The organism is Rothia sp. 110740021-2, from assembly GCF_054263775.1.
Genome location: NZ_JBSZFE010000001.1, coordinates 306,231 through 332,529, shown reverse-complemented (window position 1 = coordinate 332,529; position 26,299 = coordinate 306,231). Strand labels below are relative to the sequence as shown.

Genomic DNA, 26,299 nt, shown 5'->3' with positions numbered 1-26,299 from the left:
ACTAATTGCCTCCTTGGTGGGTAGAAGTGGTCACGGTGTGCCCATTGTGGTTGGTGTGGGCTGTGCCCGGTGAGTGTGGTGGCGCGTTAACACCCGGTGGTGGGTGCGGCGAGCTGGTATACCCGGGGCGTGGAGACAGTAGCCTCCTTGTCATGAGGGCGTCAGCATGCTTAGTGCCGATAAAAGTACACACCTGAATGCCTGATATTAGGTGGTGAACCTGTGGGGAAGCTTTGAATTTACTCGAAAGAAATAACTTTTGTTGCAAAGCTCGCTGTATCGGAATGCGTGAAGCGCTTTTTTAGGGTACGCTCATATCAGTTGAATATGTCACACCAGCTTGACCCTTCTCACATTTTAGATGTTGAGACGCATGACACCGGTTCGGGCTCACTCACTGAACATTTATGAGTTTCGGCTCATCACCTCATATCTAGGAGAACTTTATGGATCTCGAGATCCTCCGTCGTACCCCTCTCTTTGCTAACCTCGACGACGCAGCTTTCGCTCTGCTGACCGATGATATTCAGGAGATTGACCTCTCCCGCAACGCGGTCCTCTTCTACGAGGGCGACCAGGACGACCAGCTCTTCGCTGTGCTCTCCGGTAAGGTCAAGCTGGGTCGCACCGCCGCTGACGGCCGCGAGAACATGGTCGCAATCATGGGTCCCGGTGACGTCTTCGGCGAGATGGCTCTCTTCGATCCTTCACCCCGTTCGACCAACGCTGTGGCTGTCTCTGAGACTCGCCTGGCTGCCATCAAGCACGAGTCCTTCAAGCGTGCACAGCAGCTCGATCCCACTATCTCCGATCAGGTTATTAAGACTCTGGCTCGCCGCCTGCGCCACGCTAACGAGGCATTGGCTGACCTGGTCTTCTCCGACGTTCCCGGCCGCCTCGCTAAGGCACTACTGGACTTGGCTGATCGCTTCGGCCGCCCCGCGACCGACGGCGTGCTCGTTGCTCACGAGCTGACTCAGGAAGAGCTGGCACAGCTAGTTGGTGCATCCCGCGAGACCGTGAATAAGGCTCTTGCCGAGTTCGTTTCCCGCGGCTGGATTCGCCTGGAGGCACGCGCAGTTGTCATTCTCGACCTGCCCCGCCTGCGCCAGCGTTCCCGCTAAAGCCTTTTTGCGTTAGGGCGTTCTAGGGCGCCTTCATTGAAAGACATGCGACTTAAATAGATTAGGAGCCGTTTCCCATGTAGAGGGAAACGGCTCCTAATTTCTTTCACGCTTTATCGTATGGGCGCGCATTGCGGCAGTTCGTTAGAACACACCCACTGCACCGGTATACACGCTACCAGTGGTTGCCGGAACCACCTCGGTGAAGGAGAGCATGCACGCACCATTGTGGGTCACGAGCACGGGCTTCTTCACCTCAATATTACGGCGCTTGGACAGCCACGCCACGGAAGTCTGTGCCTTCGCCAGCGATTCAAGCATGCACATCACCCCGGGGGTAATAAGCTGGTCGAGGGTACGGCCCACCGTGTTGAACTGTCCGATGCGGTCGCCCAGTTCACTGGTGTCCTTGGCTTCAAGCAGTTCACGCACGTTCAGCCAGTCACCCCACACACCCTTACCGAGCAGTAGCTTCGGGTCCTGGCCCACGGGCAACGCCGTGGTGAAGTAGGCGATATCGTAACGCTTGAGGAAGAAATCCGGGGACTGCCAACGCGCGACCGGGCGTAGCAGATCAGCGCGTACGCTCAAACCGCTGGAGGTCAAGAAGTCAGAGAAGCTCTTGTCCTGCTTGGCAACTGCTTCACGCCACGCCATGAGCTCAGGGGTGCTAGAGCGCTCCACTACGTCCTGTTCGTCCTCGCCGGCAAGCAAAATACCAGTCTCTTCAAAGCATTCACGCACGGCAGCCATGACGCTGCGGCGTGCCTGCGCAATATCGGAGAAGTGGAATTGGTCCTGCCAGTAGTCGGCGCCGGGACCCACCCAGGAGGCAGACTCATCATCACCGGGAAGAGCCGTACCGCCGGGGAAAGCCACCACACCCAGCGGAGAGGTGCCGGGGCGGTAGGTCAGAATCGTCTCGATGCCGTTGTCGCCATCGCGCACAAAAATTACGGAGGCAGCCTGACGCATCGTACAGCCGACGGTGCATTCGCTGCCGCCTGCACGCCAGCTTTCGGCGGCGGTGCGCATGAACTCAGGAATCGTGTAGAGACGCTGAATGGCTGCGGTGCGCGGACCTGACTGGCGGCCGGTAAACATGCGGGGGCGCTGCACGCCCTCAGCCGGGGTGGGAGTGCCGAAGCGGCGTTCCTGCGCCGGCAGGGGTAGAGTCTTGATGTTTTGGGCGGTACCGTTGTCCTGTGCGGATTCGGTACGTGCAGTCTTCTCAGGAGCGTCCTGCGCTGCCCGCTGAGCTTGGGCAGCACGAATAGCAGATAGTGGCAGAGCGCCGGTGTACAGTTTAGACATACTCAACGATAATCTCGACCTCTACGGGCGAGTCCAGGGGAAGAACGGGAACGCCCACGGCGGAGCGGGCATGCTCGCCTGCCTCCCCGAAAATTTCACCAAGCAGTTCGGAGGCGCCGTTAATGACGGCGGGCTGAGCGGTGAAGTTCACCTCGGAGGCTACGAAGCCAACAACCTTCACCACGCGCTGCACGCGGTCCAGGTCGCCAATAACGGACTTGACTGCTGCCAGAGCATTGAGCAGGCAGATACCCGCATACTTCTTAGCGTCCTCGGGGGTCACGAAGCCTTCAGCGCCAGAGTCGGAAACCTTACCGGTTTCGGGCAGAGCACCGTCGACGAAGGGCAGCTGACCGGAGGTGTACACGTAGGAGCCGGAAGTAACAGCCGGAACGTAGGCTGCAACGGGGGCGGGTGCTACGGGCAGTTCGTAACCGAGTTCGCGGATACGTGCTTCAATACGGGATTCAGTCATGATTACTCCAGAAGGATGGCGGGTGCTGGCACCCAAACGGTGATGTGGGGAATGCCGTCAATCTAAACGCTACTGATATTCAAACAGCTGTTAAACGGCTAACCGGCGGTCTGCCTCGACTATTCCCATCCTCCCCTATATGTAGAGGAAAAGTGGGGTTGAGGTGACCGCCGGGTACGCTGCTCTTAGTCAGCCTTCTCGCGCTTAAAGTAGGCGATGGGGTTGCCCTGAGTCGGAGCGACCATGTTCGACGCGGGGGTTGCACCAGCAGGTGCAGATGCACCGGGGAGAACAGTTACGAGCTCCCAGCCGTCTTCACCCCAGTTATCGAGGATTGCCTTGGTCGTGTGGATCATCAGCGGTACAGTTGCGTATTCCCATTTCTTCATACCCTCTAGACTATCGCCCGGTATCCAATAAGTAAAAGGGATTCACTATGGTTTTGGTCAATGTCCGGCGCTTTTGGGGGCTTTATTCTCAGGGCTGAAGCATCCGGCTCCCTGTGGGGTGCCGAGACGGGCTACTTCTCACAGTTTCATGGGATAAACTGAATGAATGGCTTCATCTAAGAAAACCCGTTCGCATCACCGTCCGGGAGATTTTTTGCAGTTCCTCGCGTTCAGCGTGATTGCCGGTTTCCTCGCGGCAATTATTATCGTGCCCCCTGCCGTGAGTTTGGGTATGGTCACGAACGCGTCGATGTCATGGTTCCAGGACCTTCCTGATGACATTGCCGATGGCATCTCTTCCCGTCCTTCTACTATTTACGCTGCTGACGGTAAGACCGAAATCGCGACCTTCTTTGAAGAGAACCGTGAACAGGTCAAGCTGAATCAGATTTCTCAGCAGATGAAGGACGCTATCGTCTCGGTTGAGGACCGTGATTTCTACAATCACGGTGCTGTCTCCGCTATCGGTATCGGTCGTGCGTTCCTGAACAACATCATTAACTCCAACAGCGGCCGCCGTCAGGGTGCATCTACCCTGACTCAACAGTACGTCAACAACCTCATTGTTGACTCCGCTGTGGCTCGTGGTGAGGACGCTACCGCAACCCTGAACGGTAACAAGACTTACGCTGCAAAGATTCGCGAGATGAAGCTTGCGATTTCTATGGAGCAGAACAAGTCCAAGGACGAAATCCTTGAAGGCTACCTGAACATCGTGAACCTTGGTGGTTCGAACTACGGTGTTGAGGCTGCCGCACAGTACTACTGGGGTATTTCCGCTAAGGACCTGAACGTGGCACAGTCCGCGCTTTTGGCTGGTCTGGTGCAGGCACCGAACGTGTACGACCCGACCGTGAACCCCGAACTCGCCCGTGAACGCCGCGACATCGTTCTGGGCACCATGCTCCGCGACGGCAAGATTTCCGACAAGGAATACAGCGACGCCATCGCCAGCGACATTAAGCTCAACGTCCACCCCAAGTCCCAGGGTTGCTCCCTGGCAGGCGACAAGGCGTTCTTCTGCCGCTACGTGGTCAACTACCTGTTGCAGGATGAGTCCCTCGGTGCAACCGCTGAGCTGCGTAACACCGCTATTAAGCGTGGCGGCCTGAAGGTGATCACCACCCTGAACCCCGAGGCTCAGGTTGCGGCAAAGCAGGCAGTGGACTCCACCCAGCCGGCTGCAACCAACTGGAACGACGTGAACTCCGCTCTGACCAGTGTTGAGCCCGGCACCGGTCGCGTCATCGCAATGGCACAGAACACCGAGCTCGGTAGCCCCGCAGACGCAAACGACCACTCCAAGACCGAGTACAACTACAACGTTGATGTAGCGTACGGTGGTACCCCTGGCTTCCAGCCCGGTTCGACGTTCAAGCCGATTATTCTGGCACAGTGGCTCATCAGCGGTCGCGGCGCTAACGCTACCGTGAACGGTACCCAGCTGTTCTGGCCCACCAGCTTCGGCTGGAACGCCAAGTGCTACGACGGCGGTAAGTACTACTACACCGGTCAGCCGAACGGCTGGTCCTACAAGAACGCAGTCAACGGTGGCCTAGGCTACAACACCGCGGCGTACGGTATTCGCCAGTCGTTTAACTCGTACCTGTACGGCATGCTCTCCCAGATTGACCTGTGCGATGTGCACGACCTGTCCATCAAGATGCACGCCCTGGACGGTACCGGCGAACCGCTGCACAGCATCCCCGACCTGGGTACCAACATTGGTGGTACCAAGTACGGTATCTCCCCGCTGACCAGCGCATCCATGTACGCTATCTTTGCTTCCGAGGGTAAGTACTGCACCCCCCGTCCGATTGAGAAGATCACCAAGACCAGCGGTGATACCCTCAAGGAATACCAGAACCAGTGCGAGCAGGTTCTGGATCCGGACGTTGCTAACGGTGTCAGCTGGGTTCTGAAGGGCGTTATCCAGCCTGGCGGTTCCGCTTCTCAGCGCGGCATTGGTCTGCCGAACGGTTCGGCTGCGAAGACCGGTACGAACGATAACTCCTCCCAGACCTGGCAGGTCGGCTACACTCGCGGCCTGTCCACCGCGTCTTGGGTTGGTTCCAACAACCTCGGCTTCCGCTCCCTGAACGGTGTGGGCATTAACGGTCGAGTCCTTCAGTACGTCGATGGTGCAACCTACGCAGGTGCACAGTGGCAGTCATTTATGAAGACGATGGCACCGAAGTACAACTCGAAGGACTTCACCATCCCCGGCGATAAGATTCTGGCATACAAGTAGAATCACAGCTCATCAGCTGAGCCTGAAAGGCGATTGATTATGTGTGAAAACGCAATCAACGCCCGCGTCCCCGTGGCGGTCCCCGGCGCACGCGGCTCCTCCCCGCTCCTGAAAAAGGTAGCGGGGGCGGTAGCCGCCACTGCAGCCCTGGGGTCCGCCACGGCGGCGTATGGGCACTTTATTGAACTGAATAATTTTCAGCTCCGCACCGAGTCCCTGCCGGTGCTGTCTGCCGGTAGCCCCGACTTTAGGATTCTGCATATTTCGGATATACACATGATTCCAGGCCAGCAGAAGAAGATTGACTTCATGCACTCGCTGGCTGTTCTGGAACCGGATCTGGTGATGAACACGGGCGATAATCTCTCCCATGTGGACGGTATGGGTCCGCTGTTGGAGGCGCTCGACCCGCTCATGGACTTCCCCGGCGTATTTGTGCCCGGCTCCAATTGCTATTTCGCGCCGATTTTTAAGAACCCGGCACGCTACCTGTGGCAGCCACGCACCCCGCAGATGATTGAGAAAGGCTCACGCATAGCCCTACCCATTGAGCGGATGCACGACGCCTTCGAGTCGCGCGGCTGGACGGGCCTGATTAACCGCTACGACACGCTGAACCTCAATGGTCTGCGCCTGGAATTCTCCGGTGTGGATGACCCGCACCTGCGTTACGATGAGCACCCCGGATTCGCCCCCGGCGCCTTCGATGAGGGGGACGAGCCGAGCGTTCGTATCGGCGTGGCGCACGCCCCCTATATGCGTACCCTGCACCGCTTCGTGCAGGACGGTGCGCAGGCTATTTTTGCCGGTCATACGCACGGCGGTCAGGTCTGCCTGCCCGGCGGTCATGCCCTGGTCAGCAACTGCGATTTGCCGCCTTCGCGTGCGAAGGGTGTCAGTGAGCAGTCCGGTATTCCGGTTCAGGTTTCTGCCGGCTTGGGCACCTCTCGTTTTGCGCCGGTGCGTCTGTTCTGCCCGCCGGAGGCAATCCTGGTGACCCTCACGGCTCGCGATAAGGGTGAAGCCGACGCTTCGAAAGGTGGCCGCCGCTAATGTCTGAGGCTTCTACAGCAAGCACGACTAAGCGCCGCCGCAACCCCTTCTTGGAGACGGCGAGCGAACCGACCCCCGACCCGATTGACTACGCGCACGGTCAGCGTGCCCCGCGCACCCTCGCCGCGTATGCGCGTCCGATTCGTGTGCGCTGGGGTGTGGGTCTGCTCGTGGCGTTCGGTGCCGGTGCCCTTGAGATTTCCATCCCGCAGGTACTGCAGATTATTGTGGATCATCTCTCGCAGAGCACCACCGAGAGCGCCATCTGGATTGCCGGTGGCCTGGTGCTTCTGCTGGGTATTGCGCACGCCTCCTTCATGTACTGGAGGCGCTGGCTGATTGTGGATCCGACCTCCACGATTGAGCTGTCCATGCGCATGAACTTCTTTGACCGCCTGCTCAGCGCCCCGCTTTCTCTGCTGGATCGTTGGCCCTCTGGTCAGTTGCTGACCCGCTCCATGAGCGATTTGGGCACGATTCGCCGTTGGTTGTCCTTCGGTATTGTGCAGCTACTGACTATTGCGGTGATGTTCCTGGTCGGTGGCTTCTTCATGCTGCGTTCTTCACCGTCGCTGGCGCTGGTGTTCGTGGTGACCGTGCCTATTCTGGTGCTGTCGCTGGTGAACTTCACCCGCAAGTACTACCGCGCCTCGCATGAGATTCAGCAGATGACGGGTGATCTCTCCACCCGTATTGAGGAGTCTGTACGCGGCATCCGCGTGATTAAGGCGCTGGGTCGCTCCCCCGAGCAGATTCAGGAATATGCCAAGTCGGTGGACGCCCTGCAGGCGCGCGAGTACGGCAGGTCGATGCTGGTGGCTCGTGTTGCCCTGTACCAGGGCCTGATTGTGGGTGTCTCCACGGCGGTGGCGCTGGCTGTGGGCGCTTCGCAGGTTGCCGCGGGCACCCTGAGCCTGGGCGCGATGACCGCCTACTTTGCGGTGCAGACGACCGTGCTCAGCCACGTGACGCGCTCGACCGCGCTGATGTCTGCCTATTTGAGCTATAAGGTGGCGCTCGAACGCCACAACGAGGTCATGGACGAGCCGGGCTTTGAGGCCGTGCCGCTGGTCCGTGGTTCCGGGGCTGTGTCTGAGCCCGTGCATCCGCAGGGTGCTTCTGATTCGTCAACAGTAACTGGAGTGTCTGCCGAGGGCGGCTCCGGGAAGGAAATTATGCAGTACCCCAGCGGTGGCGCAGTATCTGTCACTTTCGATCAGGTTCAGTTCAGCTACGATGCTGCCGAAGCATCTGTTCCTGCAGAGACTGCCGGTGCAGGATCTGAGGTGAAGGCACCGGAGATTTTCGTGCTGAAGGACGTAAACTTCAAGGTCTTCCCAGGCGAGATTCTGGCGCTGGTTGGTGCAACCGGTAGCGGCAAGTCGACCGTGCTGTCACTGGTTCCGCGTTTCTACGAACCGACCTCCGGCTCCCTGCGTTTTGGAACCCGAGATACCGCCGAAATATCTATTGAGGAGGTGCGCGCCCAGACCGCGTTCGTCTTTGAGGAGGCGGTGCTCTTCTCCGGCACAGTCCGCGAGAACGTGCTGATGGGCCTTGCTGAGCAGTACGAGCGAGGCACCGAGGATGAAGACTACCCCACCGCAGAAGAGCTGGAGACGACCCTCCAGACCGCGCTGCAGCTGGCTGCCTGCGATTTCGTGGCGGAGCTTCCACAGGGTCTGGATACCGTCATTGGTGAGGAGGGTCTGAGCCTTTCGGGTGGTCAGCGTCAGCGTCTGTCCTTGGCGCGTGCCCTAGCGAAGCGCCCCTCCGTGCTGCTGCTGGATGATCCGTTCTCGGCGCTGGACGTGAACACCGAGGAACGTATTATTACCGGCCTGCGTGAGGGGCTGGAGGGCCTGGGCGGCGCTACTACCCTGCTGACGGCGCACCGCCCCTCCACCGTCGCGTTAGCGGACCGCGTACTACTGATGGTTGATGGCTCCGTGGTCGCTGAGGGTACTCATGCTGAACTGATGGACTCTTCGGAACAGTACCGCCAGCTCATGACGATAGAGGAGGGCTAATGGCCCATTATCGTCCGGTGGAGCCACGAGAGCAGATGAGCCCGCAAGAGCGCGCGGAGACCCGTGAACGCTCGATGGCTCTGCTGCGCCAGATGTTGCGCCCACACCGTGGGGCGTTGGTTCTGTCGATTATTTCGGTACTTTTGGTGTCCGGGTCAGCCGCGGTTGTGCCGATTCTGATTGCCCGCGTTTTAGATAGTTCCATTGAACCGCTCAGACAGGGTGACGCTTCTCCCCTGCTGACTCTGCTGGCTTTTTTTGTGGCGGCTACCGCGGTGACCGCGATCTTTTCGTGGGTCAACGTGGCGTACACGGTACGTGTATCGCTGGGTGTGGTGGTGTACCTGCGTAAGCGGGTGTTCCGTCACGCACAGTCGCTTAGCGTGTCGTTCCATGAGCGGTACACCTCGGGTAAGGTCATTTCGCGTCTGACTAGCGATATCGATACGGTCCGCAGTTTCTTGGATAGCGGCATCAGCCAGTTGGCGATTACGTTGCTGTCCATGGTGATTTCTGCGGTCGCTATTTTCCTTCTGGATTGGCGTATTGGCCTGTTTATGCTGGTCATGGGCGTGCCAATTTACTTCTTGACGCGTTGGTTCCAGAAAACCGCGGTACCGGTTTTCCGCACGATGCGTACCGAGTCTGCGCATTTGACAAGCCGTTTTGTGGAGACGTTTACGGGTATCCGCGCGGTGAAGGCCTTTGGGTCGGAGGCACAGAAGCGTTCTGAGTACGCTCAGGCGTCGGAGCGTTACCGTCTTGCGGTGATGGATTCGATTAAGATTTTCGGCATCTACTCGCCCGTGCTGATGCTTTTGGGCAATGTGTTTATTGCCGGCGCGCTGGTGCTGGGTGGTTATGCGGTGCTGGGCGGCACCATGCAGATTGGTACCCTGTTGGCACTGGTGATTTACGCGAACCGCGTGTTTGAGCCGGTCATGCAGCTCTCTGAGTTTTACAACATGTTCCAGTCGGCGATGTCCGCGCTGGAGAAGCTGTCGTCGTTCTTGGCTGAGGAGCCGGAGGTTGCTGAGCCGCAACATCCGCATGAGCGCGCTGTAGAGCCTGCAGCCGAGTCTGGTCCTGGTGTTTCTGATGGCGTGAGCGGCACGGTTCACGGTGCCCTGGTGGAGCTAGATTCAGCTGTCTTTGGGTACACGTCGGATCGTCACGCATTGAAGGAGACCAGCCTGCGCATTGAGCCGGGTACAACCGTGGCGCTGGTGGGTGCTACGGGTGCCGGTAAGTCGACTATCGCTAAGCTGGTAGCTCGTTTCTACGATGTTTCAGCCGGTCAGGTGCGTATTGACGGCGTGGATGTTCGTCAGCTGGCAGATGTGCAGCTACGCCATGAGGTGCTCATGCTGACCCAGGAGGTGTTCCTGTTCTCCACGTCGATTCTGGAGAATATCCGCATGGGTAACCCACAGGCCTGCGATGAGCAGGTGAAGGCTGCCGCGAAGGCGGTGGGAGCTGATGCGTTCATTAAGCGTCTGCGTAACGGCTACGAGTCGCAGCTGGGTCGCGGCGGTATTACCCTGTCGGCGGGTCAGCGTCAGCTGGTGTCCTTTGCTCGCGTGTTCTTGGCGAATCCACGGGTGCTGATTCTGGATGAGGCAACGGCTTCGCTGGATATTCCGAGTGAGCGCGCGGTGCAGGCGGCGCTGCGAACCGTATTGGCGGGGCGTACGGCGCTGGTGATTGCGCATCGCCTCTCGACGGTTCTGGGCGCTGATCGTGTGTTGGTGATCCATGAAGGCTCCGTGGTGGAGGATGGTTCCCCGCAGCATCTGATTGCCTCCGGTGGTCGTTTTGCGGCGATGCACGCCTCCTGGGATGAGCTGAATCAGGTTCAGGAGACTGAAGCCTAGAAACTTTATCTGCCCCTCTCCAACCGGTGGCGTGCCGTTGTGTTGCGTTCTAATTTTTTTTGGGTTATCCTAGGTGAGTTGCCTACGGTATTTGCTGATAGGTTAACATCGGGATGTGGCGCAGCTTGGTAGCGCGCGTCGTTCGGGACGACGAGGTCGCAGGTTCAAATCCTGTCATCCCGACAACTAGCCCCGGTCCATTGGACCGGGGCTTTGTCGTACCCGCAGTATTTCTGTTGCAGATGTTGAGCACATAAAGGCGACCCCCTACCCCCGCAGGAACGCGGGCGAGGGGGTCGCTTTCATATTATGTTCTAGCCGCTTAGCCGCGCCCGGAGATGAGGGAGAGAATCGCCTCCAAGGGGCCGCGTCCGGCAATGGAGCGCGCCATGCGCGACCAGAGGGTGCAGAAGCCCAGGGCGATAACAGCGCCGAGCAGCAGGAAGGCGCTCCAGTACACGGCGGTGCCCCAGCCTCCGGTGGCGACGTAGTGCTCGCCCGCGGTGAGAGCCTTGACGGTGGGGCCTGCGTAAATAATGATTCCGCTCAGCACAATGGAGGCGCTCAGCGACATCTGGCCCAGGCGGGCGATGGGGGTAAGCATTCCGGCCTGCGCGGAGAGCAGGCGCGCGCATTCAGCCCAGAAGTACAGGGTTGCCGCCAGGTTTAGGGTCAGCAGCACCTGCGGGCTGTCGAGGAAGCCCAGCTCGGTGTAGGGGTTGAAGATGCGGTAGACGGCGAGCGCCAGTACAGCGAGTACTACGGGGATTGCGAGCTTTGCCTGCAGGTTGTCGTAGAGGCGCACGAGCACGATGCCCAGGCACATGACCCAGATGAGTTGCGCGCTCTGCGCGTGGTTGACGCCGTGGTTTGCGAGGAACGGCAGCTGCATGGCGGTCCACTGATCGGCGTGTGCAGCTACGTCCATGAGGAGGGTGTAGGTCCAGGTGATGAAGGGGCTGGTGACCACCGCCAGCACGGCGACCGCCCACAGGGGCAGGTGCACGACGAATAGGGTTAGCAGGGTAAGCAGCGCCAGGTGCACGAGCATGTCGAAGGGCAGAGAGTATGCGAAGCCCTGCGCCGGTACGGTCACGCCGGCTTGCGGCAGGTAGGTAGCACCCTGCATGAGTGCCACACCCAGCAGAAGCAGCGCGAGGAATCGCACGATGGTTCCGGCGAAGAGTTGCGGGAAGTTCGCGGTGCGTGCGTAATGCCAGGCGGCTGCGCCCAGAATTGCGGCGAAGAGCGGCTCTGCCGGTACGAGGGTCTGCGGGATCCAAAACTTCCAGGACACCGGGATCAGTTGCAGCCAGTATCCGAAGGGGATGAGCAGGCTGAGCACGGCGAAGGCGCGGGCGAGGTCGAGCCCTAGGTCGCGTCGGGTGCCTCCGAGGGAGGCGGCACGTGCCCCGCTACTGACGGTGGGGATGGGTTGTGTGCGCCCTGCTGCCATGTCCTCGCTCCTTGTAGTGCCGTGTTTGAGAGTCTGTGCGCCCTGCCGGTGGTGTGTGCCCTGCCAGGGGATGTGCGCTGCCAGGGTATCTGCCGCATCCGGTGGTGTGTGCCGGATGCTCTGGCATAGGTGTTAAGTGTAACGGTGGAAGCTGTGTCTGGTCCGGCGGTGGCGCCGAGGTTTTGCTCTCATGCTGCCTCTCTGTCGGCTGCTGGCTGGAGCTTCTTGCCCTATTGGTGAGTGCTGTTCAAGTGTTATTGCACGAGGTTGGGTGTGTACCATTGGTACGTTCTTAAAGGTGGGGCAATCCCGCGGGAGCATAATTTCGCTCCTTTTACTGTCCCAAACGCGCCCCACCTGCACACACCACGTTGAGGTTTTATGTTTTCGACTTTTTCCCCGCTTTTCTTGACGGATTTGAGGGCGTCTGGTGCTCTTCTTGCTTCGGGTACGACTCTGTCGGAAGGGTCGAGCCACGATAGCGGCCAGTTTGTGTCTATTTTCTGGATTACGTTGGTTGCGTTGCTGTCGCCGATTCTTTCGCGGCTGACGGGTAAGAAGATCCCGGATGTGGTTTTCCTGCTCATTTTTGGTCTGCTGATTGGCCCGAATATGCTCAACCTTGCCAGCAGTGAGGGCGGTATCCCGCTGCTGAAGGAGCTTGGTCTGGGCATGCTCTTTTTGATTGCGGGCTTTGAGATTAACGTGTCCTCGTTGCGTAGCCGTCAGGGCTATAGCGCTATTGCCACCTGGGTGGTGTGCTTTGCCCTGGGTATGGCGGGTGCGGCGGTTATTACGTCGTTCTCGCGCGAGATGAATACGTATATTGCGGTGGGTGTGGCGTTGAGTTCCACGGCGTTGGGTACTCTGCTGCCGATGTTGAAGTCTCACGGTGCTGCCGGTACGCCGGTGGGTAATGCAGTGCTGGTGCACGGTGCTGTGGGTGAGCTTCTGCCGATTTTCGCTATTTCGTTGCTGCTGTCTTCGCGTTCGCCGGGCATGGCATTTGTGGTGTTGCTGGCGTTTATGGTGGTTGCGGTGATTGTGGCGCTGATTCCTCACCGTCTGTTTGCGCATGTGCCGGGTCTGCGTCAGATTATGGCTGCGGAGGCGAATACGACCGGCCAGACCATTTTGCGTCTTGCGATGTTCCTGCTGGCGACCTTGATTATGTGCACCGCCCTTTTTGATTTGGATGCGGTGCTCGGTGCTTTTGCGGCGGGTCTGATTCTGCGTACTCTGACCCCTCCGGCGGCTTTGCACATGATGACTCACCGCCTTGAGGTGGTTGGTTTTACGTTCATGATTCCGCTGTTCTTTGTGGTCAGCGGGATGGGTATTGATGTGTCTGCTGTGGTGGCTAAGCCTTTGGGTCTGTTTGCCGTGGTGGTGGGTATTCTGCTGTGCCGTGGTGTTCCGGTGCTTTTGGCGGAGCATTTCTTCGATACCCGTTCGGGGTTGACCACTCGCGCACAGAAGGCGCAGTTAGCGTTGTATTCGGCTGCGGGTCTGCCGATTATTGTGGCGGTGACGGAGGTTGCGACCAGTTCGGGTCTTCTGGAGGAGTCGACAGCTTCGCTGCTGGTTGCAGGCGGCGCCCTGACGGTGTTGTTGTTCCCGCTGTGGGCGTTGGGCATTCGTCAGGCATTTGGTGATGCAGAGCCGGTTCAGGAGGCCCCTAGCCGTAAGGAGCAGATGAATGCTCTGAAGGCTCAGCGTAATGCGCAGACGAAGCTGACTACGGGTATGATTCCGGTGGTTCGTTTGAAGTCTCAGGCTGATTCTGAATCTGATTCTGCCGAGGTTGAGGTTGCTTCGGCTGATTCCTGTACTGCGTCTCGGGATGCAGCAAAGAAGCACAGGGGCTCTGTAAAGAATACAGATGCTGCGCAGAAGTAGCTGCGGCTATGTGGTGGTTCGGTCTTTCATAGAATGAAATAGTTTGAGCAGGTGCCCCGCATACAGTCACATCGACTTTATGTGGGATTGCCCCGACAAAAACCACATAATAACAGGCAGCTACGCTATTCAATTTCACAAGGCATCCCACAAATAGGCTCAAAACTCGCCATGCCCTCACCGTAGGGTATGGCGAGTTTTTTGCCCCTGAATCTCCTTATAAAACAGGGGAGGCACAAAAAAATTTCCTTAAATTCGGATTTTTTATGCAAATATTCCAGAAGATGACGTGTCTTAGCTTTCTCGACTGACACTTTGTCCTATAAAATTGAAAGCACACAGGGTATTTCCCTAAAACACACATAAACCAACATACATGCACAGAGCCGCTTCCGCCCCAGCGGGAGCTGGTGCATCTCCCCCTCACACACGGGAGGTGCCCCTTTCGGGAGTATCCGCGACGATACCCCGGCGGCTCCCAACCACGGAGGAGGATCATATGGGCCAGAAAGGTAATTATTTCTAACCTCACATCTTAAGGCCTCGCACTGAATCCTATCGATTGTCTGCACACACAGTCATCTCTGAAGGAAACATCATGCACCAACTACTCCTCACCGCGAGCACTGGTGGCGTAGAGCTGGACTTCCCGTCATGGCTCCGAATTACGCACTTCATCAACTTCATTATGATGGGCTTCCTGATTCGTTCAGGTTGGGAAGTTCTCGCCTCTCACCCCCGTCTGTACTGGAACAACCACTGCACCCCGGGTTCCGAATGGCTCAAGTTCACCAAGGACAAGGTTTCGACTGTCCCCGGTGAGTTTACTGCCCGCGACGACCAGCGTCGACTGTCGCCGCTTATCTCCCTACCTGGTAACGGCCAGATTGGTCTGGGTCGTGCATGGCACGCTCTTGTGACTTTTATCTGGATTGCTAACGGTCTCGTCTACGTCTCCTTGCTGTTCCTGACCGGCCAGTGGCGCCGCATTGTCCCGACCAGCTGGGACATCATCCCGCAGGCGTGGGAATCCATCCAGATTTACGCTGGCTTCCAGATTCCCTCCATTGAGCATTTCCAGCCGTACGATGCTCTGCAGCAGATTATGTACTTCACCGTGGTGTTCATTGTGGCACCGCTGATGATTGCAACCGGCCCGATTATGAGCCCGGCATTCTGCGGCCGCTTCCCCGGCTACGTGCGCCTCTTCCGTAACCGCCAGACCGCACGTTCCACCCACTTCCTGGGCATGGCCTTCTACTGCGTATTCACTGTTATTCACGTGGCTCTGGTGTTTGTGGTTCACCCCCAGTACAACATCGCTCACATGATGCTTAACAAGCCCTATAACGAGGTGGATGCAGCACAGTTCGCTCAGGCAGTCACCATGCTCATTGGCGGTATTGTCTTTGCCGTCGCTCTGTGGCTCTTTGCTTCGTACTGGTCCCTGCGCGACCTGCGATTCACCCAGACCTTCATTTGGGGTCTGACCCAGCCGATTCGTAACGTCCTGCTGGATCGTATTTCCTCACGTCAGGTGCAGAAGAAGACCTTCACCGATGCCGATATTTCTCCCTTCCACTGGGTTAACACTCGCCCGCCGACAGAGCGTGAGAGCACCGAGTGGAACCGCCTGAAAGAGCACGAGTTCGTTGACTACCGACTGGAGCTGGGCGGTCTGGTGAAGGAATCCAAGTCCCTGAGCCTTGACGATCTCAAGCAGTTGGGCAAGGAAGTTAACATCACCATGCACACCTGCATGCAGGGTTGGACCGGTATCGCCAAGTGGGAGGGTGTGCGTCTGCGCGACGTTCTCGCACTGGTTGAGAAGACTGATGACGCTCGTTATGTCATGGTGACTTCCTTCGGCCACGTGGGCCACACCTACGACGGCCGACCGACCGAACCGTACTATGAGTGCCTGGATATCTCCATGGCTATGGAGGATGAGACCATCCTGGCTTGGGGCATGAATGATAAGCCTCTGCCGGATGTGTACGGTGGCCCGCTCCGTCTGCGTGCGGACTCTATGCACGGCTACAAGATGGTTAAGTGGGTTCAGAAGATTGAGTGGATTAAGGATTACCGCGATGTTGGCGATGGCCAGGGCGGTAGCCGCGAGGACTCCGGTCTGCAGCACTTCGACGCACGAGCCTAAGCACCCACGCGGAGGCATCGCTACAGTAGAGCCTTCAGCACTCCGCTAGGTAACGCATCGATAAGCAACCATATAAAGCACCGAACGGTGGCGGGAACATGGGCCCGCCACCGTTTTTGTACCCTCATGACTTATGCATATGCTTCAGAAGACTAGAGCCGCGAGGGCATAAAGAAACCGCCCGGGAGCTTTAGCTCTCGGGCGGTTTCTTTAGAGATTTGCCTTCTGGCGCTGCACCTTAGGCGTCGTAGATGATGACGTCCAGGGTACGGGGACCGTGCACGCCCTCCACACGAATCAGCTCAATATCACTGGTTGCCGACGGACCGGAAATCATGGTCACGGGACGGATGTAGGTGATACGCTCAATCGACTCGGGAACCAGCTCCACCACGGTGGAACGGGGCACCACGCAGATGTGGTGGTCGGGCACCAGGGTAATGGCTCGGCGACCCTCGTCAGGGTTGGTGTTCAAGAAGATCGTGCCGGTCTCTGCGCAGGAGACGGTCGAACCGGTGACCACAGCGTCGACTGCGTCCAGTTCCTTCAGACTCAGGCAGCCGGGCTTGAGGGTGCTACCGGAGTCGGTGACACGCTTGCGGTCAGCGGTGTCAGCCGGCAGCCACTCCATGTTCAGGCCCTCTGGAACCACGTAGGTGGACTTTTCACCCAGGCGCTCTGCGATGACCTCGGAGATGTTCTCCTTGTTCGCGTGGAACACGTTTGCCTTGTAGTCAATGAGGCGGTCGACGAGCATCTCAATGGTCTGTTCTTCGTTCAGCTCACTGACGCGGCGGTAGTTACGTACGGGCTCGGGTGCGACGGGTGCGTCAGCCAGAGACGAGCGGATACGTGCGAGGATATCTTCCTTAGCAGAGGACATTAGTTGTTCTCCTTAGCTTCACGGGCTGCCTGGGCGTCCATAGCTGCCTTGGCGTTTGCTGCCGCCTCAGCGACCTTACCCTTGTTTGCCTCGATGAGGGCCTGAATGTCAACGCGCTCAGCGTTATCGCGTGCCGGAACCTGACCCTTTTCCTTCTTCCACCAGTTGCGGAAGGATTCCTTGGGGGGCTCAGGGATGTCGCGGTAAGCGGTCCAGCCGCCGACGATACCGGGAACAGCGGTGATCTTGTGCTTGCGGCCGCTGATAAGGCGGGACATGGGCAAACCACGCTCTGCAATCGACATCATCTTACCGGAGGTGAAGAGCTTCTTCGCGCCGAGCATCATGCCGTCCATCTGCGAGAAGGGAGCCTTCTTGTTGCCCTCGAACTCGCGGACAGCGTGCTTGGACTCAACATCCTTAGCGCGCAGGTGCACGAGGACCTCGGGGAAGTTGATCTTCACGGGGCAGACCTCGTAGCAAGCGCCGCAGAGGGAGGATGCGTACGGTAGGGAGTTGTTCTCTGCTGCCTCAATACCGGAGAGCTGCGGAGACAGGATTGCACCGATGGGGCCCGGGTAGGTGGAGCCGTAGGCGTGACCACCTGCGCGCTCGTACACGGGGCACACGTTCATGCATGCGGAGCAACGGATGCAACGCAGTGCCTGGCGACCGAGCTCGTCGGACAGAACGGCGGTACGGCCGTTGTCGATGAGGATGACGTGCAAGTTCTGCGGGCCGTCACCGGGGGTCACACCGGTCCACATGGAGGTATAGGGGTTCATGCGCTCACCGGTGGAGGAACGGGGCAGCAGCTGGAGGAATGCCTCGTAGTCCTGGAAGGTGGGCAGAATCTTCTCAATACCCATGAAGGTAATGAGGGTGTCGGGCAGGGTCAGGCACATACGGCCGTTACCCTCAGACTCCACGATGGTCAGGGTACCGGTCTCGGCAATACCAAAGTTGGTGCCGGAGACTGCCACGGTGGTGTTCAGGAACTTATTGCGCAGACGGTAACGCGATGCCTCTGCCAGTTCTGCCGGCTCATCGGTGATGTCCGGGTTAATACCCTCAATTTCGCGCAGGAAGATGTCACGGATTTCGCGACGATTGCGGTGAATTGCGGGCACCAGAATGTGCGAGGGACGGTCGTGGCCGAGCTGGACGATTTCTTCCGCGAGGTCGGTCTCGATAGCGTTGATACCGTTTTCTTCGAGGAATTCGTTCAGGCCGGTCTCTGCGGTTGCCATGGACTTAATCTTGATGATTTCGTCCACGCCCTGCTCGCGGATCAGGTCCAGAGCAATCTGGTTTGCCTCGGTGGCGTTACGTGCCCAGTGCACGTGACCGCCTGCGGCGGTGAAGTTACGCTCAAACTGTTCGAGCAGCTCGGGCAGGTTCGCCAGAACGTAGTTCTTGACGGACTCACCGGTGTTGCGCAGTTCCTGCCAGTCGGGCAGTTCGCTGGTGACGTTGGCACGCTTGTTACGGATCGCGTGGGTCACGAAGCGCAGGTTGGCGCGCAGCTGCTCGTTCTTGAGCTCTTCCTTCGCGTACTTGGGGAAGGGGGTTTCTTCGAAAATGTTGCCCTCGCCGTAGTGAACGACCTTGGGCATACCAAGCTGAATAGCAGTCATGAGGTCTTATCTTTCCTTAGGCGATCGAGAGCTCGACGCGCTCAGAGCTAATCTTGAGCGGGTTTTCCTTGGTGGATGCGAGAATCTCTGCGAAGTGGATGGTCTGCACGTCCGAGTCGCGACGCATCAGCGCACCGCCAATGTTCATCAGGCAGGAGCAGTCGCCGCCGGTACATACGGATGCTCCGGTTGCTTCAATGTTGTCTGCCTTGTCGTTGACCATTGCGCCGGAGACGTCAGCGTTCTTGAAGGAGAAGGTACCGCCGAAGCCGCAGCACTGGTCCATGCCCTCAAGTTGGGTGTACTTGATGCCCTCAACGGTGCGGACCAGGTCCTGCTGGCGGGTGCCCAGGCCGAGCATACGCATACCGTGGCAGGAGCTGTGGTAGGTGACGTGCTCAGGGAAGTAGGAGCCGAGCTGCTCAGCGGCATTGGTGATACCGAGGATGTCGATCAGCAGCTGGGAGAGCTCGAAGGTGCGGGAAGCGATCTGCTCTGCTTTCAGAGCCAGTGCTTCGTCGCCGCGGCTACGTGCAACCATTGCCTGCTGGTGACGCAGGGAGCCAACGCAGGAGCCGGAAGGTGCAACAGCAACGTCCCAGTCCCAAGAGTCGAAAGCTTCAACGTGGTTCTTGATGACTTCGTAGCCGTCATCGAAGTAGCCGGAGTTGACGTGCATCTGGGAGCAGCAGGTCTGGTTCGGGGGGAAGACAACCTCGTGGCCCAGGCGCTCAAGAATTTCGACGGTGGCGCGTGCTACGCGGGGGTACATGCCGTCAACGATGCACGTGGAGAAGAGTGCAATGCGCATGACTTGTCCGTCCTTTCCTCTGTGTTCAGAGTTTCTCGGTCTCACCGCCTGCGTCTGGGGCAGGCGGGGCACAGTCCGAACACGTTCGGTCTTCCAGAAGAATCGACTCAGATGTTTTGAGTCGGGGAAGCTGGGCCGGTAGGTTCCGGCTGGTGTGCGCGCCCCAAGTGGAGGTGGGATGCGGTGGGATCAGAAACCGTGGTGATGTCTTTTATCTTCCTTGCCATTTAACACCGTTGTGCGGCTTTTCTCTAGTCGAAATAGCGCATACTTTCCTTGTTAAATAATCGGTTAGGTTACCCTGACCTTAAGGTATGCTTTCCCGCCTTTCGATATATATGACCTCATCTACTTTTTACCCCCACCCCTCTTTATCCATTGAACGTTTATCAAACACACACCTTCACTAGACAAACCCGACTAGAAATCCACCTTTCTGAAGAATTTATGATTGTTTTGTGGGACAACTCCTCTTTAATGCAACATTCTTTTCAAGAATGTGCCGACATCTGAAGAATCCCCACTGGACAAGGTAGCCACTCGTGCACCCAGTTCTTTACGCTTTCAGAAATATCCGAGTTTCAGAAGCTGGAATTAACTATCAGAGTCGCAATATTTCGGTAAATTCACGGGATACAAACCCGCTAAGCATCCCTTTGATACGAAAATGAGTCAGGTCACTTTTGGTGAAACACCGCACTATCCGGTACTCTTCTAAACATGCGATCAATGGTCTGACCACATCCCCGTATGGGAAACAATGACTCGTTCCCCTAACAGGCTTATCTATGGTCTAACCACACACAAGACACACCCTGAACCAAAGGAGTTCCAGTGGAAACTTATACCGCTGTAACCAATGCAGTGGGAGGTAGCCTCGGCCTCAGCGCACTCGTGGCAACCATTCCCCTCCTCACCTTCTTTGTGATGCTACTGGGCGTTAAGGCACGCGCTCACTGGTCCGCACTCGTGGCATTGGCAGCATCTATCCTCGTAGCAGTCCTGGGCTTCCATATGCCCGCTGACCTCGCCGGTCTGGGCGCCATTCGCGGTGGCATCTACGGCCTGGTCATCTGCTGGGTTATTCTCGGTGCAATCTGGTTCTACCAGCTCACCGTCCTCTCCGGCCGCTTTGAAGATCTCCGTCGCGTCTTCGACCGCCTCGGCGGCGGCGACCTGCGCATCCAGGCTATCCTCATCGCATTCTGCTTCGGCGGTCTGCTCGAGGCACTGGCTGGCTTCGGCGCTCCCGTTGCAATTACCGCAACCATGATTCTCGCCCTGGGCGTTAAGCCCCTCAAAGCTGCTATCACCGTTCTACTCGCTAACACCGCACCCGTGGCATTCGGCGCAGTTGCTGTCCCGATTACCACCGCAGCTGACGTTGGCGGCAAGGACGCACAAGTTATCGCAACCATCGTTGGTCACCAGGCTCCGTTCCTGGCAATGCTCGTTCCGCTCATCCTGCTGGTCATCCTTGACGGCATGAAGGGTCTGAAGGACGCTTGGCTGCCTGCACTGATCATCGGTGTTTCCTTCGCAATCGCACAGTGGATCACCGCTGCTACCCCCGCATTCAACCTGACCGACGTTGTTGCTTCCATCGTCTCCATGGGTGTTGCTGTTGTCTTCCTGCAGTTCTGGAAGCCGCGCGGCGTCGCAGGCGTTCGTGAACGCTACGGCCTGCCCGCACAGGCTGAAGAGAAGGAAGCTCTGCCCGCCGTTCGCGTTTGGATGGCACTGCTGCCCTACGTCATCGTCGTTGCAATCTTCGGTGTTGCTAACCTGCACGCAGGCCTGAAGGCATGGCTGAAGAGCTTCGTCATCAAGATCGACATCCAGGCTCTGAGCTCCCGCCTCGTCACCGCTGACGGCAAGCCCGTCAAGGACGCTGTCTACAACTTCGCTTGGATGTCCAACCCCGGCACCCTGCTGGTCATCTCCGGTCTGGTTGTTGCTGTCGTCTACTTCTTCTTCAACGAGAAGGGCCGCTACGCCTTCAAGTTCCCGGCAATCTTCACCGAGTTCGGTTCGGTTGTCTACCGCATGCGCTGGTCTATCCTGACCATTGCTTCGGTTCTGGCACTGGCATACGTCATGAACTTCTCCGGTCAGACCATCGCTATGGGTACTTTCCTGGCAGGCCTGGGCACCGTCTACGCGTTCCTCGCACCGGCTCTGGGCTGGATTGGTACAGCTGTGACCGGTTCGGACACCAGCGCGAACGCGCTGTTCTCCAAGCTGCAGGTGTCTGCTGCTGAGAACCTGCAGCACGCAGGTATCCACGGCGCAACCCCCGAGCTCATGCTGGCTGCTAACACCACCGGTGGTGTGGTCGGTAAGATGATCTCCCCGCAGTCGCTGGCTATTGCTGCTACCTCCGTGGACATGGAAGGCAAGGAATCCGACATCCTCAAGGCTGTCCTCCCCTGGTCCTTCGGTATGCTCGTAGTCGTCTGCGTCCTGGTCTTCCTGCAGACCAACGTTCTGTCCTTCCTGGTTCCCTAATCTGAGGCTCACCCCTTAGAGAGTTCTCGAGGTGAAAACCTCAAGGACCATAGGACATTCGCTCCGGTATTTTCCGGAGGCCATGGCGGGGCGGCGAACCTTCTCGGTTCCGCCGCCCCGCTTTTTATGCCCTGACCACTCAACGAATAGCCCGAAATATCTCGGAGATATCTCAGGCGCAGAGTATGTCTTTTTCGTTATCCGCCTCGTTATCAGGAGAGACCATGCCTCATTCTCATGACGATACCCAGCCTGCTAAAGCGCCCCCTGCGGTTGACCGCCAACCGATTCTGGCAGACCGCAGCTACAGCATCATCCTGGAGAACTTTGAGCGGCGCCTGCGCCTGGGTGAGTTCCGTGTGGGCGATAAGCTCCCCTCCGAACGTGAACTTGCCGCACGACACGGCATTTCCCGACCCTCAGTCCGTGAAGGTTTGAGGGTTCTGAACGCGCTGGGTCTGATTCGCTCCAGCACCGGTTCAGGCCCGAAGTCCGGTGCGATTATCATTTCGGAGCCGTCGGATGCACTCAGCTGGGCGCTACGCATGCACATTGCGACCCGTAGCCTGCCGGTGAAGGACGTTGTCTCAACCCGCCTGCTGTTGGAGGGCCCTGCGGCCCGTGCGGCGGCAGCGGCGCCGGACACTCCGGAGCGTGCAGCGGCGCTGGATCGGGCGCGCGTGCATCTGGCAGAGATGGATAAGAAGATCAGTAATGAGCGTTTCCATTTCTGCGATACGCGTTTTCACTATGAGCTGTCGAAGCTCGGCGGCAATATTGTTCTTGATACGGTAATTGACTCTCTGCACATGGCGACGATGAGTTATGTGCAGGAGGCGGTTCCTTTCTTGAAGGACTGGGAGGCGGTCAAGCGCACGTTGCAGCAGCAGCATTACGGCATTATTGAGGCGATTACCTCTCACGATGAGCAGGCAGCCTATGAGCGTGTGTGTGAGCATATTACGTGGTTTTATTCGCTGTCTGACCGTGCTGCGGAAGAGCGGGCACGGCAGCATCCGGCGCAGGATATTCTGCACGAGGATTTGTGCCGCGAGAACGTACATGATGAAGACGCGCACCGCGGCTAGGATGTGCCACTCAACCCCATAACCCCACATAGCTAAAGGGCGGCGCCCCGGAAGAACATTCTTCCGGGCACCGCCCTTATGCGCCGAGCAATTATTTCAGCGGGGCAATTATTGCAGGAGCTCAAGCGGCTGAACCTTCGTTGCCGCGTAGGCGGGCAATGCACCCGCCACGATACCCACAACCAAGCCGAGGATAGGAATCCCTAGGATAAGGGGCGGCAGAGATAGTGCCCATCCGTTGAGAAGGCACACGACCCAGGAACCGAGAATACCGAGGATGAAGCCTCCAAGAGCGCCCAGGGACCCGAGGAGAGCCGCCTCCGCCAGGAAGCTGACCGCCACATCTCGCCGTCCCAACCCTAATGCACGGTTAATACCGATTTCCCTGCGGCGTTCCCAGACCGAAATCTGCATGGTCATCACAATGCCGAAGCTTGTCGAGACGATAAGAACCACCAGGATGATGGTTGTAAGAGTTCGACTGTCTTTCGTCAAAGAAGCACGAAGAGTCACCGGTGAAGGTGGAATCTCAATGTTTGTATCAACGGGGGCGCGTTGCGGATCTAGTACCTGCTTGAGCTGTTCCGCGACCGTATCTGCGCTTCCTGGATTCACGATGACGTCCATACCGCGTTGCAGGGTGTGGGCTTGCGGCAAGAAAGTGGAGGTGGTCGGCAGAATAAGAGCGCTACTGAGAGCAACGTTTTTGCCGCCGTCACGGATAATGCCGAGCACATAGGCTCGCATTCCGTTGACCTCAATCATATTCCGCCCGGGCTCAGTACTGACCCCTAGCTCTTTCGCGAGGGCAACACCCAGATAGACGGTAGGCTCACCGCGACGCTCGCGGGCAGGCTCCGAAAAGTGCCCTTCGACAATGTGCGCACCTCGTGCTTTCAAACCTGCTTCTGAAACGACTGCGAGGAGCGTTTGCTGGCCCTCATGCCCCGGCCTGTTGACTTGTGGACGCGTTGCCTGCGTATCTATGGTGACTGTACCGGCAGCTTTGACCTCTGGAATTTGGTTAACGCGCCAGAGTAGTTCCTCCTCCGGTATATCCCAGGTCTGCGGCTGGAGGCGTACACCGAGCCGGGTGGAATCGTAGCTGGCCAGCTGCGAGCTCGTATTGAGTGCCGATGACTCGCTGACGCCCACCAGCATGATGATGGTGGTTGTTCCTGCAAGCATCGCCAGTACCGTGAGCAGGTTGCGGCGCCAACGGCGAACAACTGCAAGGAGAGCGTAGTGAAGGTTGTTCCTTAGCATCTATCCTCCCCTGACAACGGGTTCTTTGAGCGTTTGGTGGGCCGGTTCTTCGGGGCTAGCATGTTCGGGGCTAACGAGCATCCCATCGACCATGTGTAGCTGCCGGTCGCAGCGAGCCGCGATATCGGGTTCATGGGTGATGATGACCAGGCTTTGCTTCTCCGCACGGCCGGCGAGGAGCAGATCCAACACCTTGTGAGAGTTTTCAGTGTCGAGGTTTCCTGTAGGCTCATCACACAGCAGGATACGCGGGGCGCAGGCTAACGCGCGCGCAACCGCGACTCGTTGCTGTTCACCACCGGACATGTTGCGGGGAAGAACCTCCAAACGGTGCCCCAAACCCACCTGTTCGAGTGCCTGCAACGCACGCTGATGTGCCTGACGGCCCGGTACGCCGCGCATCCGGAGGGTGTGAGAAATGTTCTCGGTGGCGTTCAGATGAGCAATGAGGTGGTACGCCTGAAAGACGAAGGCAATATGCTCACGGCGTGCCACAGTTCGCTCGGCGTCGCTGGCGGTGCCCATGTTTTGGCCCAATATTTTCAGCTCACCTTCAGAGGGCTGATCGAGTAGCCCGATGATAGAGAGGAGCGTAGATTTTCCGCTTCCGGAGGCGCCGGTAATGGCCACCGATTCGCCTTCATGAATGCTGAGGGTTGCGTTTTTTAGCGCCCAAGTGGAGGGCGGGAAGAAACGCGCAATATTGTGGCACTCGATATTAGGTTTTGTGGCGGTAGCGCTCGTGGGGAGGGCACGTTCTGTCTCGTGATGAGGCATTTTAGCGCTCCTTCAGCTTCACGACGGTACCTGCCTTGAGTTCTGCAGCGGGGTTGACGAGCTCGCAGATTCCGGCGGAGCACACACCGAGGGTGACGGGAACGCTCTGACCGTTATCCAGGGTGATGGAGTGCGTTCCGTTTTCTTCGGTTTTGACGGCGGCTTCAAGCACTGCGAGGGCGTTTTCAGCGCCTCGGTTGAGGGTGACGGTTGCTTGAAAACGTGTTGATGCCGTCGTGTTTTCCGGCAAGTCAATTTTGATGGGGTAGCGTTTCCGTGCGGTAGCTCCTGGTGCGGGGGTATCGCTGTTAGGTCGCGCGCTGTTCTGCGCACCGTTGGAGACACCTGCGTTAGCGCCGCCGTCAGCGTTAGTTGAGCCTTCGGGTGTGAGGGCTGCACCTAGGGTACCTTCGAGCGGGCTTCCGTTATCGGTAAGAATCTGGACTTTCTGTCCCTCAGCGAGTTCATTGCTGAGAGCGCTACCATCCGCGGAGAGTACCAGACGGTATCCACCCGCGGATAGGGTACACAGCGCCGGAGTTGAGGTTTGGCCTTTGGCACCGCAGCTGTTGTCTACGGTGTACTCGTTACCTTCAGCGAAGAGGTATTCAGAGAGCGGCAGTGCGGTACTGTAGCGTCCTTCTTCGGTTCGGTCAGTATCCCCGGGAGGGTAGTAGCCACGATCCAGGTAGAAACGGTAGACAGCGTTGGCGGTTGCTTCGCCGTAGTTTCCTGCATCATCCCAGATGCTGTAGCCGAGCGATTCTAGAGCTTCTTGGAGCTGTTTAACATCATCGCCGCGAGCGCCTACGACAAGGTCACGGTAGGCGGGGATGCTACCTTTGAACGCGATGATGGGACGCTCGTTGATAGTGGTGATAATTGATCCGTTACTCAGCTGGGTGCCCGCTTTGGCGCCGTCCCTGGTTACCACTCCTTGAGGGGTTCCCACGGTGTAGCTTCGGGCGGGTGACACGCTGGTTTCTCCCGAGTATGTGCGGGTAACAGTTTGCGTGCTGATGCGGGTTGTTAGTTGCGCGGCTCGGGATGGCTGCACATTGGATTCAACATTGGTGCGTAGCCCTGTATTAAGCGCATAGATGGAGAACCCGCCGGTGATGACGAGCAGAATGACGAGCACCGGAACCAGGTAGGCGCGTATGGTTGCCGTCGTGGCGGCGCGGCGGGGGTTTTCTGAACTCTGCTGTGTGTTCATGGGTTCACCTTTCTACGGTGAAATATGGGG

General features: G+C 58.1%; 19 protein-coding genes and 1 tRNA gene. 10 read left to right on the top strand and 10 right to left on the bottom strand.

Going from position 1 to position 26,299, the window contains the following annotated elements:
- The first annotated feature begins 446 nt into the window (after positions 1 to 446).
- Positions 447 to 1,124, top strand: a complete 678-nt coding sequence (locus ACUXHH_RS01425) for a Crp/Fnr family transcriptional regulator (RefSeq protein WP_012902921.1) — start codon at positions 447 to 449, stop codon at positions 1,122 to 1,124.
- Between the two features lie 144 nt (positions 1,125 to 1,268).
- On the opposite strand, the gene ACUXHH_RS01420 is transcribed toward ACUXHH_RS01425, so the two are convergent.
- From ACUXHH_RS01420 to ACUXHH_RS01410, 3 genes are all read right to left on the bottom strand, one after another.
- Positions 1,269 to 2,438, bottom strand: a complete 1,170-nt coding sequence (locus ACUXHH_RS01420; protein WP_458390661.1) for an NUDIX hydrolase — start codon at positions 2,436 to 2,438, stop codon at positions 1,269 to 1,271.
- Entirely contained in the window at positions 2,431 to 2,913 is a 483-nt protein-coding gene (locus tag ACUXHH_RS01415) for a RidA family protein (protein WP_458390660.1), read from the bottom strand. Before ACUXHH_RS01415 ends, ACUXHH_RS01420 begins: the two co-directional genes overlap by 8 nt.
- Positions 2,914 to 3,098: 185 nt before the next feature.
- Complete coding sequence (locus ACUXHH_RS01410; protein ID WP_005504647.1) at positions 3,099 to 3,302, bottom strand: DUF4177 domain-containing protein; 204 nt, start codon at positions 3,300 to 3,302, stop codon at positions 3,099 to 3,101.
- A 166-nt stretch (positions 3,303 to 3,468) separates the two neighbouring features.
- On the opposite strand from ACUXHH_RS01410, the gene ACUXHH_RS01405 reads away from it, so the two are divergent.
- From ACUXHH_RS01405 to ACUXHH_RS01385, 5 genes are all read left to right on the top strand, one after another.
- Positions 3,469 to 5,613: a transglycosylase domain-containing protein gene (locus ACUXHH_RS01405; protein WP_458390659.1), complete on the top strand. Its 2,145-nt coding sequence runs from the start codon at positions 3,469 to 3,471 to the stop codon at positions 5,611 to 5,613.
- A gap of 39 nt (positions 5,614 to 5,652) precedes the next feature.
- Positions 5,653 to 6,666 carry a metallophosphoesterase gene (locus ACUXHH_RS01400; RefSeq protein WP_458390658.1) on the top strand — a complete coding sequence of 338 codons (1,014 nt, stop codon included), beginning with the start codon at positions 5,653 to 5,655 and terminating at the stop codon, positions 6,664 to 6,666.
- A complete protein-coding gene (locus ACUXHH_RS01395) occupies positions 6,666 to 8,696 on the top strand; it encodes an ABC transporter ATP-binding protein (RefSeq protein ID WP_458390657.1) in 2,031 nt (676 codons plus the stop codon). The genes ACUXHH_RS01400 and ACUXHH_RS01395 overlap by 1 nt, the downstream gene beginning before the upstream one ends.
- Positions 8,696 to 10,570 (top strand): ABC transporter ATP-binding protein, encoded by a 1,875-nt coding sequence (locus tag ACUXHH_RS01390; protein ID WP_458390656.1) that lies wholly within the window; start codon positions 8,696 to 8,698, stop codon positions 10,568 to 10,570. The genes ACUXHH_RS01395 and ACUXHH_RS01390 overlap by 1 nt, the downstream gene beginning before the upstream one ends.
- Positions 10,571 to 10,679: 109 nt before the next feature.
- Positions 10,680 to 10,753 (top strand) — tRNA-Pro (locus ACUXHH_RS01385).
- Positions 10,754 to 10,892: 139 nt separating this feature from the next.
- Here ACUXHH_RS01385 and ACUXHH_RS01380 read toward each other — a convergent pair.
- Entirely contained in the window at positions 10,893 to 12,026 is a 1,134-nt protein-coding gene (locus ACUXHH_RS01380) for a hypothetical protein (RefSeq protein WP_458390655.1), read from the bottom strand.
- 381 nt (positions 12,027 to 12,407) lie between these two features.
- On the opposite strand from ACUXHH_RS01380, the gene ACUXHH_RS01375 reads away from it, so the two are divergent.
- Both ACUXHH_RS01375 and ACUXHH_RS01370 read left to right on the top strand, forming a co-directional pair.
- Positions 12,408 to 13,925 carry a cation:proton antiporter gene (locus tag ACUXHH_RS01375; RefSeq protein WP_279754772.1) on the top strand — a complete coding sequence of 506 codons (1,518 nt, stop codon included), beginning with the start codon at positions 12,408 to 12,410 and terminating at the stop codon, positions 13,923 to 13,925.
- 598 nt (positions 13,926 to 14,523) lie between these two features.
- On the top strand, positions 14,524 to 16,083 hold the full coding sequence (locus ACUXHH_RS01370; RefSeq protein WP_458390654.1) for a molybdopterin-dependent oxidoreductase: 1,560 nt from the start codon (positions 14,524 to 14,526) through the stop codon (positions 16,081 to 16,083).
- A 238-nt stretch (positions 16,084 to 16,321) separates the two neighbouring features.
- Here ACUXHH_RS01370 and ACUXHH_RS01365 read toward each other — a convergent pair whose 3' ends face one another.
- From ACUXHH_RS01365 to ACUXHH_RS01355, 3 genes are read right to left on the bottom strand one after another with little or no spacing between them, the layout of a single operon-like run.
- Positions 16,322 to 16,966, bottom strand: a complete 645-nt coding sequence (locus ACUXHH_RS01365) for a LutC/YkgG family protein (protein ID WP_279754770.1) — start codon at positions 16,964 to 16,966, stop codon at positions 16,322 to 16,324.
- A complete protein-coding gene (locus ACUXHH_RS01360; protein ID WP_279754769.1) occupies positions 16,966 to 18,603 on the bottom strand; it encodes a lactate utilization protein B in 1,638 nt (545 codons plus the stop codon). The genes ACUXHH_RS01365 and ACUXHH_RS01360 overlap by 1 nt, the downstream gene beginning before the upstream one ends.
- Positions 18,604 to 18,619: 16 nt before the next feature.
- On the bottom strand, positions 18,620 to 19,414 hold the full coding sequence (locus ACUXHH_RS01355; protein ID WP_279791078.1) for a (Fe-S)-binding protein: 795 nt from the start codon (positions 19,412 to 19,414) through the stop codon (positions 18,620 to 18,622).
- Between the two features lie 834 nt (positions 19,415 to 20,248).
- Here ACUXHH_RS01355 and ACUXHH_RS01350 point away from each other — a divergent pair.
- On the top strand, positions 20,249 to 21,922 hold the full coding sequence (locus tag ACUXHH_RS01350) for an L-lactate permease (protein WP_458390653.1): 1,674 nt from the start codon (positions 20,249 to 20,251) through the stop codon (positions 21,920 to 21,922).
- A 224-nt stretch (positions 21,923 to 22,146) separates the two neighbouring features.
- Complete coding sequence (locus ACUXHH_RS01345; RefSeq protein ID WP_458390652.1) at positions 22,147 to 23,010, top strand: FadR/GntR family transcriptional regulator; 864 nt, start codon at positions 22,147 to 22,149, stop codon at positions 23,008 to 23,010.
- A gap of 108 nt (positions 23,011 to 23,118) precedes the next feature.
- Here ACUXHH_RS01345 and ACUXHH_RS01340 read toward each other — a convergent pair whose 3' ends face one another.
- The 3 genes from ACUXHH_RS01340 to ACUXHH_RS01330 are packed head-to-tail and all read right to left on the bottom strand — an operon-like array spanning position 23,119 to position 26,269.
- Positions 23,119 to 24,276, bottom strand: a complete 1,158-nt coding sequence (locus tag ACUXHH_RS01340; RefSeq protein WP_458390651.1) for an ABC transporter permease — start codon at positions 24,274 to 24,276, stop codon at positions 23,119 to 23,121.
- Complete coding sequence (locus tag ACUXHH_RS01335; protein ID WP_458390650.1) at positions 24,277 to 25,053, bottom strand: ABC transporter ATP-binding protein; 777 nt, start codon at positions 25,051 to 25,053, stop codon at positions 24,277 to 24,279.
- A 1-nt stretch (position 25,054) separates the two neighbouring features.
- Positions 25,055 to 26,269 (bottom strand): peptidoglycan-binding domain-containing protein, encoded by a 1,215-nt coding sequence (locus ACUXHH_RS01330; protein WP_458390649.1) that lies wholly within the window; start codon positions 26,267 to 26,269, stop codon positions 25,055 to 25,057.
- Positions 26,270 to 26,299: the final 30 nt, after the last annotated feature.